The 13,971-nt window shown below is 68.3% G+C and carries 15 protein-coding genes; all 15 read right to left on the bottom strand.

The genetic code is table 11. From position 1 onward, the window contains the following. Positions 1 to 138: 138 nt before the first annotated feature. Entirely contained in the window at positions 139 to 585 is a 447-nt protein-coding gene (locus ACH5AF_RS11540) for a DUF2550 domain-containing protein (protein WP_398901472.1), read from the bottom strand. Between the two features lie 130 nt (positions 586 to 715). Next, positions 716 to 1,090, bottom strand: coding sequence for a F0F1 ATP synthase subunit epsilon (locus ACH5AF_RS11545; protein WP_392325535.1), 375 nt, complete (start codon positions 1,088 to 1,090; stop codon positions 716 to 718). 196 nt (positions 1,091 to 1,286) lie between these two features. Next, positions 1,287 to 2,729, bottom strand: a complete 1,443-nt coding sequence (gene atpD, locus ACH5AF_RS11550; RefSeq protein ID WP_398901349.1) for a F0F1 ATP synthase subunit beta — start codon at positions 2,727 to 2,729, stop codon at positions 1,287 to 1,289. Continuing rightward, positions 2,729 to 3,646: a F0F1 ATP synthase subunit gamma gene (locus ACH5AF_RS11555; protein WP_398901350.1), complete on the bottom strand. Its 918-nt coding sequence runs from the start codon at positions 3,644 to 3,646 to the stop codon at positions 2,729 to 2,731. The genes atpD and ACH5AF_RS11555 overlap by 1 nt, the downstream gene beginning before the upstream one ends. A gap of 20 nt (positions 3,647 to 3,666) precedes the next feature. Beyond that, complete coding sequence (atpA, locus tag ACH5AF_RS11560) at positions 3,667 to 5,265, bottom strand: F0F1 ATP synthase subunit alpha (RefSeq protein ID WP_398901351.1); 1,599 nt, start codon at positions 5,263 to 5,265, stop codon at positions 3,667 to 3,669. Between the two features lie 137 nt (positions 5,266 to 5,402). Further along, positions 5,403 to 6,218: a F0F1 ATP synthase subunit delta gene (locus ACH5AF_RS11565; protein ID WP_398901353.1), complete on the bottom strand. Its 816-nt coding sequence runs from the start codon at positions 6,216 to 6,218 to the stop codon at positions 5,403 to 5,405. Beyond that, complete coding sequence (locus ACH5AF_RS11570) at positions 6,215 to 6,760, bottom strand: F0F1 ATP synthase subunit B (protein WP_398901354.1); 546 nt, start codon at positions 6,758 to 6,760, stop codon at positions 6,215 to 6,217. Before ACH5AF_RS11570 ends, ACH5AF_RS11565 begins: the two co-directional genes overlap by 4 nt. Before the next feature lie 40 nt (positions 6,761 to 6,800). Next, entirely contained in the window at positions 6,801 to 7,025 is a 225-nt protein-coding gene (gene atpE, locus ACH5AF_RS11575; protein ID WP_030545783.1) for an ATP synthase F0 subunit C, read from the bottom strand. Between the two features lie 70 nt (positions 7,026 to 7,095). Beyond that, entirely contained in the window at positions 7,096 to 7,917 is an 822-nt protein-coding gene (gene atpB / locus ACH5AF_RS11580; RefSeq protein ID WP_398901355.1) for a F0F1 ATP synthase subunit A, read from the bottom strand. Between the two features lie 225 nt (positions 7,918 to 8,142). Next, complete coding sequence (locus ACH5AF_RS11585; RefSeq protein ID WP_398901356.1) at positions 8,143 to 8,580, bottom strand: hypothetical protein; 438 nt, start codon at positions 8,578 to 8,580, stop codon at positions 8,143 to 8,145. Positions 8,581 to 8,978: 398 nt separating this feature from the next. After that, positions 8,979 to 9,356: a hypothetical protein gene (locus tag ACH5AF_RS11590; RefSeq protein WP_398901357.1), complete on the bottom strand. Its 378-nt coding sequence runs from the start codon at positions 9,354 to 9,356 to the stop codon at positions 8,979 to 8,981. A 204-nt stretch (positions 9,357 to 9,560) separates the two neighbouring features. After that, positions 9,561 to 10,898 carry an MraY family glycosyltransferase gene (locus ACH5AF_RS11595; RefSeq protein ID WP_398901358.1) on the bottom strand — a complete coding sequence of 446 codons (1,338 nt, stop codon included), beginning with the start codon at positions 10,896 to 10,898 and terminating at the stop codon, positions 9,561 to 9,563. 101 nt (positions 10,899 to 10,999) lie between these two features. Next, entirely contained in the window at positions 11,000 to 12,259 is a 1,260-nt protein-coding gene (glyA, locus tag ACH5AF_RS11600) for a serine hydroxymethyltransferase (RefSeq protein WP_398901359.1), read from the bottom strand. Between the two features lie 161 nt (positions 12,260 to 12,420). Next, positions 12,421 to 13,071 (bottom strand): protein-tyrosine-phosphatase, encoded by a 651-nt coding sequence (locus ACH5AF_RS11605; protein ID WP_398901360.1) that lies wholly within the window; start codon positions 13,069 to 13,071, stop codon positions 12,421 to 12,423. A gap of 28 nt (positions 13,072 to 13,099) precedes the next feature. Further along, complete coding sequence (locus ACH5AF_RS11610; RefSeq protein ID WP_398901361.1) at positions 13,100 to 13,747, bottom strand: L-threonylcarbamoyladenylate synthase; 648 nt, start codon at positions 13,745 to 13,747, stop codon at positions 13,100 to 13,102. Between the last annotated feature and the right edge of the window lie 224 nt (positions 13,748 to 13,971).

Consider the following 13,971-nt stretch of genomic DNA (forward strand, 5'->3'; position numbering starts at 1 on the left):
AGCAGCCCATTCACGCAACATTGACTCTCCCCCAGACGTCGTCCGGGGGCACCCCCAACCAACGAGCAGCCCATTCACGCAACATTGGCTCTCCCCCAGACGTCGCCCGGGGGCACCCCCCACCAACGAGCAGCCCATTCACGCAACATTGACTCGTTGGCCGGGCGGCGCCGCCTCCAGCCAGGCGAGGAAGCCGGTCAGCGCGTCCTCGCTCATCGCCAGCTCCAGCCGGATCCCGCGGTGCAGACACCCCAGGACGATCGAGTCCGAGAGCAGCGCCAGCTCCTCCTCGCTGTCCGGCGTACGCCGGGCGAGCACCTCGATCGCCCCGCGCTCCAGGGTGCGCCGCGGCCGGGGGGCGTACGAGAAGACCCGGAACCACTCGATCCGATCACCGTTGTAGCGGGCGACCCCGTACACCCATCCCTTACTGGACGGGTCGCCCTTCTCGGGGACGTTCCACCGCAGGCTGCAGTCGAATGTGCCGCCGGAGCGCTGGATCAGGCGCCTGCGGAGACCGAAGACCAAAAGAGCGACCACTACCAGTAGGACGACCAGGCCACTCACAAGAAGAGCGAGGAACATCTCCACCGACCTCCTCGCATCGTCCCGTAATACCGAATACCACGTGCACCTGCATCGCCTCAGCCGCGGCACGGTCTGGAGTAGCTCCAGCCCGGGCCGCGGCTGAGGGACAAATCTTGTCGACGGTGCGCTAGTGCGCCGCCACCGCGCGCAGCCGGACCTCGGCACGACGCTCGGCGGCGGCGTCCGTCTCCGACTTGGCACGCTCCAGCGCACGCTCGGCGCGCTGGACATCGATCTCGTCCGCCAGCTCGGCGATCTCCGCCAGCAGCGACAGCTTGTTGTCGGCGAAGGAGATGAATCCGCCGTGCACGGCGGCGACGACAGTGCCGCCCTCGCTCGTACGGATGGTCACCGGGCCCGACTCCAGCACACCGAGCAGCGGCTGGTGACCGGGCATGACGCCGATGTCGCCGGACGTGGTGCGCGCGACGACCAGGGTGGCCTCGCCGGACCAGACACTGCGGTCCGCGGCGACCAGCTCGACGTGCAGCTCAGCAGCCAAGGTTGGCTCCTCGGGTCACCACCCGGCGGTACTGCCGGGTGTTGGGTCATAAGTCTAGTAGGGCTCGGGATGCCGAAGCGTCCCGGCCCGCCCCGGCTCAGGGGCCGGGTGTCCGGGGATCGCCCCCCGGACTGTGCAGCAGGGGCGTACCGAAGGGGGCGGGACGACGCCCGCCCCCTTCAGCGAGTCCGAGGACTCAGGAGACGCCGAGCTCCTTGGCGTTCTTCTTCAGGTCCTCGAGACCACCGCACATGAAGAAGGCCTGCTCGGGGAAGTGGTCGTACTCACCGTCGCAGATCGCGTTGAACGCGGAGATCGACTCGTCGAGCGGCACGTCCGAACCGTCCACACCGGTGAACTGCTTCGCCGCGTGGGTGTTCTGGGACAGGAAGCGCTCGACACGACGGGCGCGGTGGACAACGAGCTTGTCCTCCTCGCCCAGCTCGTCGATACCGAGGATCGCGATGATGTCCTGGAGGTCCTTGTACTTCTGCAGGATGCCCTTGACGCGCATGGCGGCGTCGTAGTGGTCCTGCGCGATGTAGCGCGGGTCCAGGATGCGGGACGTGGAGTCCAGCGGGTCCACCGCGGGGTAGATGCCCTTCTCGGAGATCGGACGGGAGAGAACCGTCGTCGCGTCGAGGTGGGCGAAGGTGGTCGCCGGCGCCGGGTCGGTCAGGTCGTCCGCGGGGACGTAGATCGCCTGCATCGAGGTGATCGAGTGACCACGGGTCGACGTGATGCGCTCCTGGAGGAGACCCATCTCGTCGGCCAGGTTCGGCTGGTAACCCACCGCAGACGGCATACGGCCGAGCAGGGTGGACACCTCGGAACCGGCCTGGGTGAAGCGGAAGATGTTGTCGATGAAGAACAGCACGTCCTGCTTCTGCACATCGCGGAAGTACTCCGCCATGGTCAGACCGGCGAGAGCGACGCGCAGACGGGTGCCCGGGGGCTCGTCCATCTGGCCGAAGACCAGGGCGGTCTTGTCCAGAACGCCGGACTCCTCCATCTCCGCGATGAGGTCGTTGCCCTCACGCGTACGCTCACCGACACCCGCGAAGACGGAAACGCCCTCGTGGAGGTTGGCGACACGCATGATCATTTCCTGGATCAGCACGGTCTTGCCGACACCGGCGCCACCGAACAGACCGATCTTTCCACCCTTGACGTACGGGGTGAGAAGGTCGACGACCTTCAGGCCGGTCTCGAACATCTCGGTCTTGGACTCGAGCTGGTCGAAGGCCGGGGCCTTGCGGTGGATCGGCCAGCGCTCACCGACGTTGGCGTTCTCCTCGGGAAAGTTCAGCACCTCACCGAGGGTGTTGAACACCTTGCCCTTGGTGAAGTCGCCGACCGGGACGCTGATGCCCACGCCCGTGTCGGTCACCGGGGCCTGGCGGACCAGACCGTCGGTGGGCTGCATCGAGATGGTGCGGACGATGCCGTCACCGAGGTGCTGGGCGACCTCGAGCGTCAGCGTCTTCTTGGCACCCTCGAGGGCCGGGTCGGCAACCTCGACGTGCAGCGCGTTGTAGATCTCCGGCATCGCGTCGACGGGGAACTCCACGTCGACGACCGGGCCGATGACCCGGGCGACGCGGCCCGTGGCGGCGGCCGTCTCAACAGTGGTCGTCATTACTTGTCACTCCCCGCGGTCGCGTCGGCCAGGGCACTGGAGCCACCGACGATCTCGCTGATTTCCTGGGTGATTTCGGCCTGGCGGGCCGCGTTGGCAAGTCGGGAGAGCGTATTGATCAGCTCGCCCGCGTTGTCGGTCGCCGACTTCATCGCCCGGCGGCGGGCCGCGTGCTCGGAGGCAGCGGCCTGCAGCAGGGCGTTGTAGATACGGCTCTCGACGTAGCGCGGCAGAAGAGCGTCGAGGACGTCCTCCGCCGACGGCTCGAAGTCGAACAGCGGAAGGATCTCGCCCTTCGCGCCGGTCTCCTGCGCGGCCTCCTGAAGGCTGAGCGGCAGCATCCGGTTGTCGACGGGGTTCTGCGTCATCATCGACACGAATTCCGTGAAGACGATGTGCAGCTCGTCGACGCCGCCCTCCGAGGTGTCCAGCTGGACGGCCTCGATGAGCGGGGCGGCGACCTTCTTGGCGTCCGCGTATTCCGGGCTGTCCGTGAACCCGGTCCACGAGTCCGCGACCTTGCGCTCACGGAAGCCGTAGTAGGCGACACCCTTACGGCCGACGATGTACGTGTCGACCTCCTTGCCCTCGCCGCGGAGCCGCTCGGTGAGCCGGTCGGCCGCCTTGATGGCGTTGGAGGAGTAGCCGCCGGCCAGACCGCGGTCGCTCGTGATGAGCAGAACCGCGGCACGGGCCGGGGTGTCCGCCTCCGTGGTCAGAGGGTGCTTCGTGTTCGATCCGGTCGCCACCGCCGTGACCGCGCGGGTGAGCTCGGTCGCGTACGGCGTGGAGGCCGCCACCTTGCGCTGCGCCTTGACGATGCGCGAGGCGGCGATCATCTCCATCGCCTTGGTGATCTTCTTCGTCGCGGTGACGGACCGGATGCGACGCTTGTAGACCCGGAGCTGCGCTCCCATGAGTCAGGTCCCTTCCGTCGTCACTTGGAGACGTTGACGGCGGCCGGGGCGTCCTCGCCGAGCAGCTTGCCGTCGAAGGTCTCGAACTGCTTCTTGAAGTCCGCGATGGAGTCCGCGACCTTCGTCAGGGTGTCGTCCGACATCTTCCCGCCCTCGCGGATCGACGACATCAGGCCGCCCTCCTCGCGGTGGAGGTAGTCCAGCAGCTCGCGCTCGAAGCGACGGATGTCCTGCACCGGGACGTCGTCCATCTTGCCGGTGGTGCCGGCCCAGACGGAGACGACCTGGTCCTCGGTCGACATCGGCTGGTACTGCGGCTGCTTCAGCAGCTCGACCATGCGCTTACCGCGCTCCAGCGAGGCCTTCGAGGCGGCATCCAGGTCGGAACCGAAGGCGGCGAACGCCTCCAGCTCACGGTACTGGGCGAGGTCCACACGGAGGCGGCCGGAGACCTGCTTCATGGCCTTGTGCTGGGCGGAGCCACCGACACGGGAGACCGAGATACCGACGTTCAGGGCCGGACGCTGACCGGCGTTGAACAGGTCGGACTCCAGGAAGCACTGGCCGTCGGTGATGGAGATGACGTTGGTCGGGATGAACGCCGACACGTCGTTCGCCTTGGTCTCGACGATCGGCAGACCGGTCATCGAACCGGCGCCCATCTCGTCGGAGAGCTTGGCGCAGCGCTCCAGCAGACGCGAGTGCAGGTAGAAGACGTCACCCGGGTAGGCCTCACGGCCCGGCGGGCGGCGCAGCAGCAGGGACACGGCGCGGTAGGCGTCGGCCTGCTTCGAGAGGTCGTCGAAGATGATGAGGACGTGCTTGCCCTCGTACATCCACTGCTGACCGATGGCCGAACCGGTGTAGGGGGCGAGGTACTTGAAGCCCGCCGGGTCGGACGCCGGGGCGGCGACGATCGTCGTGTACTCGAGCGCGCCGGCCTCTTCCAGGGCGCCGCGCACGGACGCGATGGTCGAGCCCTTCTGGCCGATGGCGACGTAGATGCAGCGGACCTGCTTCTTCGGGTCGCCGGTGCGCCAGTTGTCGCGCTGGTTGATGATCGTGTCGACGGCCAGAGCGGTCTTGCCCGTCTGACGGTCGCCGATGATCAGCTGACGCTGGCCACGGCCGATCGGGGTCATCGCGTCGACGGCCTTGTAGCCCGTCTCCATCGGCTCGTGGACCGACTTGCGCTGCATGACCGTGGGGGCCTGCAGCTCGAGGGCGCGGCGGCCCGAGGTCGCGATCTCGCCGAGGCCGTCGATCGGGTTGCCGAGCGGGTCGACCACACGGCCGAGGTAGCCCTCGCCGACGGCGACGGACAGAACCTCGCCGGTGCGGGTGACCGACTGGCCTTCCTCGATGCCGCTGAACTCACCGAGGACGATCGCACCGATCTCGCGCTCCTCGAGGTTGAGGGCGAGACCGAGGGTGCCGTCCTCGAACTTCAGCAGCTCGTTCGCCATGGCCGAGGGCAGACCCTCGACCTTCGCGATACCGTCGCCGGCCAGGCTGACCGTGCCGACCTCCTCGCGCGAGGCCGCGTCCGGCTGGTACGACTGGACAAAGTTCTCCAGCGCGTCCCGGATCTCCTCCGGCCGGATCGTGAGCTCCGCCATCTGGGTTCCCTGCTCTCCTTGTTGGGCCCGAAGTTTCTTTGGGGGTCTGGGGGCCGACCCCCAGGAATCTTCTGCAATCTCTGCACGGCCCAACCGGGCCGCTGGTGTTGCCAATTCAGTTGATCGACTGAGCGGTGTCAGCCGGCGATCCGACGCTTGGCCTCGTCGAGCCGCTCCGCGATGCTGCCGTTGATGACCTCGTCACCGACCCGGACCGAGATCCCGCCGAGGACCTCGGGGTCCACTTCGAGATTCAGGTGCATCTCACGGCCGTACATCCGCGCAAGGCCGGCACCGAGGCGCTGCTTCTGCACGTCGGTCATCGGCACCGCGGAGGTGACCACGGCGACCATCCGGTCCCGGCGCGCCGCGGCCAGCTTGGACAGGGACTCGAGTCCCGCCTCCAGGCTACGTCCCCGCGGGTGCGTGACGAGACGGACGACCAGGCGCTCGGTGACCGCCTGGGCCTTGCCGCCGAGCAGGCTGCTCAGCAGCTCGCCCTTGGCGGCCGCCGTGGCGGCCTGGTTGGTCAGCGCGGACCGCAGCTCCGTGCTGGACGAAAGGATCCGGCCGAACCGGAACAGCTCGTCCTCGACGTTGTCGAGCGCACCGTCCTTCTGCGCCGCCGTGAGGTCTGCGGTGTTCGCCAGCTCCTCCAGCGAGTCGACCAGGTCGCGCGACTGCGACCAGCGGGACCGGACCATGCCCTTGACCAGGCCGGCAGTCTCGCCGCTCACCTGGCCGCCGAGCACACGGCCCGCCAGCTCGGCCTTGGCCTCGCCGGCCTGCGCCGGGTCGGTCAGGACCCGACGCAGCGACACCTCACGGTCGAGCAGCGCGGTGACGGCAGCCAGCTCGCCGGCGAGCTTCGCCGCGTCGACCGACGTGTTGTCGGTCAGCGCGTCGAGGGACTCGTGCGCGACGGCCAGTGCCTCGCGGCTGGCTCCGTTCATCGTGCGACCTCGGCCTTCGCCTCGAGCTCGTCGAGGAAGCGGTCGATGGTGCGGCTCTGCCGGGCGTGGTCCGCGAGGGACTCACCGACCAGCTTGCCGGCCAGGTCGGTGGCGAGCTTGCCCACGTCCTGACGCAGCGCCGCGGCCGCGGCCTTGCGGTCGGCCTCGATCTGGGCGTGGCCGGCCGCGATGATCTCCTCACGCTGCCGCTGGCCTTCCGCCTTCATCTCCTGGATGATCGCGGTGCCCTGCTCGGTCGCCTCCTGGCGCAGCCGGGCGGCCTCGTGTCGGGCCTCGGCGAGCTGAGCCTTGTACTGCTCGAGCACGCTCTCGGCCTCGGTCTTGGCAGCGTCGGCCTGCTCGATGCCGCCCTCAATGGCCTCACGACGCTCTTCCAGAACCTTGTTGATGTTCGGGAGGAGCTTCTTGGCGAGGAAACCGAAGACGATGACAAAGGCGATCAGGCCGATGACGAGCTCGGGAATCGGCGGGATGAGCGGGTTACCCGGCTCTTCCTGCGCGAGCTGAACCAGGGGGTTCACATCAGTGCCTTTCGTCGGTTAGGGCTGGTCGCAATTCGTCTTAGTAGACGAACGGCATGACCAGACCGATGAGGGCGAGGGCCTCACAGAAGGCGAAGCCGAGAATCTGGTTGGCGCGGATCAGACCGGCAGCCTCGGGCTGACGGGCAAGAGCCTGGGTGCCGTTACCGAAGATGATGCCGACGCCGACGCCGGGGCCGATGGCCGCGAGGCCGTAACCGACCGAGCTGAGGGAGCCTTCGACAGCAGCAAGGGTCTGGGACATGCCAGTTCTTCCTTCTCTTTACGGACCGGTGGGGGTTGGCCACCGGACGGATATGGGTTCAGCGCAGGGCTCAGTGGTGCTCGGCGAGCGCGCCCTGAATGTAGGTGCAGGTCAGGAGGACGAAAACGTACGCCTGAACTGCCTGGATGAAGAGCTCGAAGGCGGTCATCACGATGACCATGACGAACGAGACGCCGGCGTAGGCAATGCCGATGCCGTTCAGCAGGTACCAGCTGGCGATGGTGAACAGCAGCAGCAGCGTGTGACCAGCGAACATGTTGGCGAAGAGTCGCACGGCGTGCGTGAAGGGCCGGACCAGGAGGTTCGAGAAGAGCTCGATAAAGGCTGCGAGGTAGGCAACCGCGCCGAGTGACTTGTCGAAGCCGGTGAAGTTCTTGAAGGCACCGACGAAGCCGTGGCGCTTGAACGTGAGGCTGACCCAAGTGATGTAGACCAGCACGGCCAGCACCATCGGATACGCGATGATCGACGTCACCGGGAACTGCGCGACCGGGATGATCGACCAGAGGTTCATCATCCAAACGAAGAAGAACAGCGCGACCACGAACGGGACGTACTTCTCGCCCTCGCGCTTGCCGATGGTCTCGTAGACGACACCGCGGCGGATGAAGTCGTAGCCGGACTCGGCGACCATCTGGAGCTTGCCGGGGACGACCTTCGGGTTACGGAAGGCGGCCCAGAAGAACCCGACGATGATGATGGAGCCGAGGAGCGCCAGCAGCATCGTCTTGTTGAAGTACAGATTGCTGTCCCCGTCGCCCCAGAGCGGCTCGAACAGGAACGAGTGCAGGCCTGGTGCCGGAAAGCCACAACCGTCGAAGATGTGGCAGTCGGTCTCGAAGGCGAGCACCTGCGTCGGGTCAGCACTCACCGCGGGCTCCTTCAGCGTGGCGCATAGGTACGGCAACCTCGTTGTGTCGGCGCGGCGCGCAGCCGCGGGTCGGCACTGGACTGGTATTACGAATGGTGGGGCGGCAGTGGGGCATCAAGCCTCGCGAATAGGCAGGCGTCAGCTCGGATGCCCGCGCCCGCGATGCCGCAGTTGGCACCGGACGATAGCAGGATCCCGAACACGCACTTATACCGGCCCTACCCCTCACGACGACTGGCCCTTCTTACCGGGCTTGGTGTCCGTAGAGGAGTCGGGCTCGACGTAGAGAATCTTGGCCTTCATGTGAGCACGCGTCTGGGCACCGATCCAGACGAGGGTCAGCGCGACGAGCGTGATGGCAAAGGCCTTGGGGTGGAACAGCGTGGTGTCCTTGAACACCGCGACAAAGATGAAGAGCAACAGCAGCTGGGCCGTATAGAGCATCAGCCCCATCGCCTGGAACAGCTGCGGCAGCGATTTGGCCACGCGCTGCAGGACGTACAGCCCGATCCCCATGAAGAGAAGAACCACGCCGGTCGCGATGGCCGCCCCGAGCGCACCCTTGCCGCCTGCGACCACGGCGCTGATACCAACGGCAATGACGCCGGCGGCTGCGGTGGGCACGGCAGCGTGAAGAAGGGTGCGTGCGTCGTTGGACGGCATGGCGGCATCTCCGCTTGCTGGTGGGGGCAAAGTGGTGTCGTCATGGACGAGCGTAGGCCGGTCCCGAGATGGGCCTCGGGGGCCAACGGACCGTCGCACTACGGTCCTTCGGCGCTGTCTCCGGTTCTCGTGAACGGTATCACAAACTATTTGATGAGGTCTTTACCCAGGGGTGTGCCAACGCTCACACATGAGAGTGACCGCGCCCGTGTGTGCACGACAAGAGGGTGTTTTGTTTGGTAATGCACCCTTAAGGGCCCGTCAGGGTCATGAACCCCTGCCCCTGCTCTCAACCCCACGAAGGTGTGACCGGCTTTTGGCGCTCACCTCATTGACGGAGCACGCGAAGGGCACCAGGCCGGCCGGCCTGGTGCCCCGAAGCTGGACTGCAGCCTTGCTCAGTTGTGCACCGTGGCACACGCCAGGGAGTTGGTGAACCTCCAGCCCGTGCACAGCTTCGTGCCGTCCGGATACCTCTTGGCGTAGTGCCCCCAGTCATGGTCGACCGGACGCCCCTGCCGAGCGCTGTCGTTCTCCCAGTACGTCTTCGCCGACTGGCCGGGTACCTCAACCTTAAGCTTCGCTATGTTCCCGGACATCGTCCGGGGCGCCGGCGAGTAGCTGGACACGATGTCCGTCACGTTGAGCCCGGATCCGCTCACCTCGATGCAGTTGGATCCGGCCTCGGTGCAGTTGTGGGCGCGAGCAGCGGCGGGAGCGGCGCTCAGCGCACCGACGGTCAGCGCGGCGACGCCGACAACGACGGTTCGTTTCACTGCAGCGGTAATTGCCACGTTCGAGTTCCCCATTCTCTCGATCGAGCGGTGGTCTGCCGCTCTTGATCGATCCTATGGATCACCCTCTGATGCGGTAAAGGTAATCACGCAGGAGCACTGAGTGATGATGCTCACGTAATGTAATCAAGCCATGCCATAGCGTTTCCGCCGTTTTCCCCGGGGGATGCGCGAACGACGTTCCGATCAGCGGGCGGAGCCCGCGTTGTCGCGTTCGCGGAAGCGGGAGCGGCCCCCGATGGCGGTCGCCCCGTTGGCGCCGCTCACGCCCACACCCACCGGGACCCTCGGATCGTCCTCGTACGACAGGGACGAGGCGCCCGGCGACGCCGTGAAGGCGGGCGTCTGCGCCGGCCTGCGGCGGCGGTAGCGCGGCGGGACGAAGGCCTCCGCCCACCGCGGCGCCCTCGGTGTGAAGCGGGGCAGCAGCAACAGCACCAGGCCCACCGCGCTCAGCGCCACGATCACCAGCACGATCCACATCGACGCCGAATGCACCGAATAGGCCACCGTGCCGAAGGCGATCAGGGCCGACCAGAAGTACATGATCAGCACCGCGCGACTGTGGGAGTGGCCGATCTCCAGCAAGCGGTGGTGGAGGTGTCCGCGGTCCGCCGCGAACGGCGACTGGCCTCGCCAGGTACGGCGCACGATCGCCAGCAGCAGGTCCGCCACCGGCAGCGCGGTGATCGTCAGCGGCAGCAGCAGCGGGATGAAGACCGGGAGCATCGCGTGCGTGGCCGCGCGCTCGCCGCCCACGAAGATACCCAGCCGGTCGGGGTCGACCTGGCCCGTGATGGAGATCGCCCCGGCCGCGAGCACCAGACCGATGAGCATCGAGCCGGAGTCGCCCATGAAGATCCGCGCCGGATGCATGTTGTGCGGCAGGAAGCCGAGGCACATGCCCATCAGGATCGCGGCGAACAGGGTCGCGGGGGCGGCTGACTCGATCCCGTACCCGTACCAGAGGCGATAGGCGTACATGAAGAACGCGCCGGAGGTGATGCACACCATGCCCGCCGCGAGTCCGTCCAGGCCGTCCACGAAGTTGACCGCGTTGATGGTGAGGACCACCAGCGCGACCGTCAGCAGATTGCCCTGCCAGGCGGTGAGCGAGACGGTGCCGACCCCGGGCACCGGAATCCACAGGATGGTCAGACCCTGCACGACCATCACTCCGGCGGCGATCATCTGTCCGCCGAGCTTGATCAGGGCATCGATCTCGAACTTGTCGTCAAGGACACCGATCAGCCAGATCAGGGCGGCGCCCGAGAGCAGGGCCCGCGGCTCGTTCGACAGCTCGAAGACGTCGTTCAGGTTCGCCAGGTGGTCCGCGAAGAGCAGCCCCGCGCACAGACCGCCGAACATGGCGATACCGCCGAGCCGCGGTGTCGGTTCCCGGTGCACGTCACGCGCACGGATCTCCGGCATCGCGCCGGCGGCGATGGCGAACTTCCGCACCGGTCCGGTCAGCAGATAAGTCACTGCGACCGTGACACAGAGCGTCAGCAGGTACTCGCGCACTGATTCCCCATGTGTTGGACGACGCGCCGCTCCACACCCTAAGACATAGGACGACCGGGCACGCCCGACAGTTGCACTACCCTCCCCGGCCCGCCACGCCGTCAGCGCGGGTACGGCGGGAAGCGGCCGGCCAGCTCCCGTACCCGGTCGAGCACCCGCCCGTCCTCGTGAACGGCCGCCGCGAACAGCGCCGCTATCCGCGTCATCTCCGGACGGCCCATGCCCTGGGTGGTGACCGCGGCGGTCCCCAGCCGGATGCCCCGGCCGTCCCCGTACGGCAGGGCGCATGTGTCGAGGACCATTCCGGCGGCGGCGAGCCGGCCGCGGGCGGTCCGGCCGTCGACACCGAGACCGGCCGGGTCCGCGCCGACGATGTGCGTGTCCGTGCCGCCCGTCAGCACCGCGAAGCCCTCGTCGGCGAGGCCATCGGCGAGTGCCCGTGCGTTGGCGACCACCTGATGGGCGTACGCCGTGAAGGCGGGAGTGGCCGCCTCGCCGAAGGCGACTGCCTTGGCCGCGATCGTGTGCATCTGCGCGCCGCCCTGGGTGAAGGGGAACACCGCCCGGTCGATGCGGTCCGCCAGCTCGGCCCCGCACAGGATCATCCCGCCGCGCGGACCGCGCAGGACCTTGTGCGTGGTGGCGCAGACGACGTCGGCGTACGGGACGGGGCTGGGCGCCGCACCGCCCGCGACCAGACCGATGGGGTGCGCCGCGTCGGCGATCAGATACGCGCCCACCTCGTCGGCGATCTCCCGGAAGGCCGCGTAGTCCGGGTGGCGGGGGTAGGAGATCGAGCCGCAGACGATCGCCTTCGGCCGGTGCTGAAGAGCGAGGTGGCGCACCTGGTGGTAGTCGATCAGGCCGCTCTCGGCGTCCACGCCGTAGGCGACGAAGTCGAACCAGCGGCCGGAGAAGTTCGCGCGCGAGCCGTGCGTGAGGTGCCCGCCGTACGGCAGCCCCATCGCGAGGACGGTGTCGCCGGGCTTCAGCAGCGCCGCGTATGCCGCGAGGACCGCGGCGGACCCCGAGTGCGGCTGGACATTGGCGTGTTCGGCGCCGAACAGCGCCATGGCGCGCTCGACGGCGAGCCGTTCGGCGGCGTCCACGAGCTCGCAGCCGCCGTGATGGCGGGCGCCGGGGTAGCCCTCGGCGTACTTGTTGGCGAGTGGCGAGCCGAGGGCCGCGAGGACGGCGGGCGAGGTGAAGTTCTCCGCCGCGATGAGCTGCAGCGTGGTGGCCTGTCGCCGGGCCTCGCCGTAGAGGATGTCGGCGGCCTGAGGGTCCTGGCGGCGCAGCGCCTCGAAAGCCGGGCTGTCGTAGACGGCCGGTACGGAACGCACTTCGGGAGTGACGGACATGACGGCTCCGGGTCCTCGGGGGGAGCGCTGCGGCACCTCCAATGTAGGACCGGGCCGCCTTTGCCGCGCGGTGTACGCCGGAGTCCGTGAGCGGGTGCGGCGTGGCGGCCGCCCTGTCGGGAACGGGCCGACGTGAGCGGGTGCGGCGTGGCGGCCGCCCGTCAGGAACGGGCCGCGACGCCGGTCAGCGCCGTGACCACCGGATCGAGCGCCTGATGGATCTCGTCGCCGATCGAGCGGAAGAACGTGATCGGCGCGCCGTACGGGTCGAAGACCTCGTCCGCGTCGGGGCTCGGCGCCAGCAGCCACCCGCGTAGAGCGGCGGCCGCCCGCACCAGCGCACGGGCGCGCTCGACCACGCCGTCCTCCCGCGGGTCGGGCAGCGTGGCCGGGTCGATCGCCCGCACCAGGCGGGTGAACTCCTTGAGCGTGAAGGTCCGCAGGCCCGCCGAGTGCCCCATCGAGATCACCTGGGCGCGGTGGTCCCGCGTCGCGGTGAGGACCAGGTCCGCGCGGATGACGTGCTCGTCGAGCAGTTCGCGGCCCACGAAGCCGCTCGCGTCCGCGCCGAAGTCCGCGAGGACGACCTCGGCGTTGGCCTCCATGGGGGCGCCCTCGTGGCCCCAGGTGCCGGCGCTCTCCACGATGAGGCCGCCCGTGAGGTGATCGCCGAGGCGGTCGCTCAGGGCATGGCGGGTCAGCCGCTCGGTGATGGGCGAGCGGCAGACGTTGCCGGTGCTGACGTGGAGGATGCGGAAGGTCGAGGCCGTTCTGCCGGATTCCGCTATGCCACGCCCCTCAGGGGCCGTCACTGGGCCTGTCCTCGGATGTTCGCTCGGTTCACGGAGCCACCTCGAGGTCGGGTACGACCTTGCGCAGCTCGTCCGCCGAGAGGGCACCCTCGCGCAGCAGCACGGGGACCTTGCCGGTGACGTCGACGATGGAGGACGGCACGTTGCCCGGGGTCGGACCGCCGTCCAGGTAGACGGAGACGGAGTCGCCGAGCATCTCCTGCGCGGCGTCGCAGTCCTCCGGCGCGGGGTGTCCCGTGAGGTTGGCGCTGGAGACCGCCATCGGGCCCACCTCGGTGAGCAGTTCGATGGCGACCGGGTGCAGCGGCATACGGATCGCGACGGTCCCCCGGGTGTCACCGAGGTCCCACTGAAGCGACGGCTGGTGCTTGGTGACCAGCGTCAGCGCGCCCGGCCAGAAGGCGTCGACGAGCTCCCACGCCTGCTCGGAGAAGTCGGTGACGAGGCCGTGCAGGGTGTTCGGGGAACCGATGAGGACGGGCGTGGGCATGTTGCGGCCTCGGCCCTTGGCCTGGAGGAGGTCGGCCACGGCCTCGGAGGTGAAGGCGTCGGCCCCGATCCCGTACACGGTGTCGGTGGGCAGCACGACGAGCTCGCCGCGGCGGACCGCGGAGGCGGCTTCGCGCAGCCCGGTGGTGCGGTCCGTCGCGTCGTTGCAGTCGTATCGCCGAGCCATCAGCGGGCCTCCCTTTTCATGGTCACTCGGTTCTCCCCCAGCCTTCGGCGGGGACACCCACACGGGGCGCTGGAGACTGCGCCGACGGTCGACCGTGCTCGGTCGCTCACGCGGCGGCAGCCACATGTGCGGCACAGCCCTCGCGCCCGGCGCGCTCCCCCCGACTTCGTCCGGGGGCGCCCCCATTCCCCCTCGGCGGCGCAGCGCCCCTCCGACTCACTCGC

The sequence above is a fragment of the Streptomyces sp. NPDC018833 genome, from assembly GCF_044390825.1.
GTDB lineage: Bacteria > Actinomycetota > Actinomycetes > Streptomycetales > Streptomycetaceae > Streptomyces.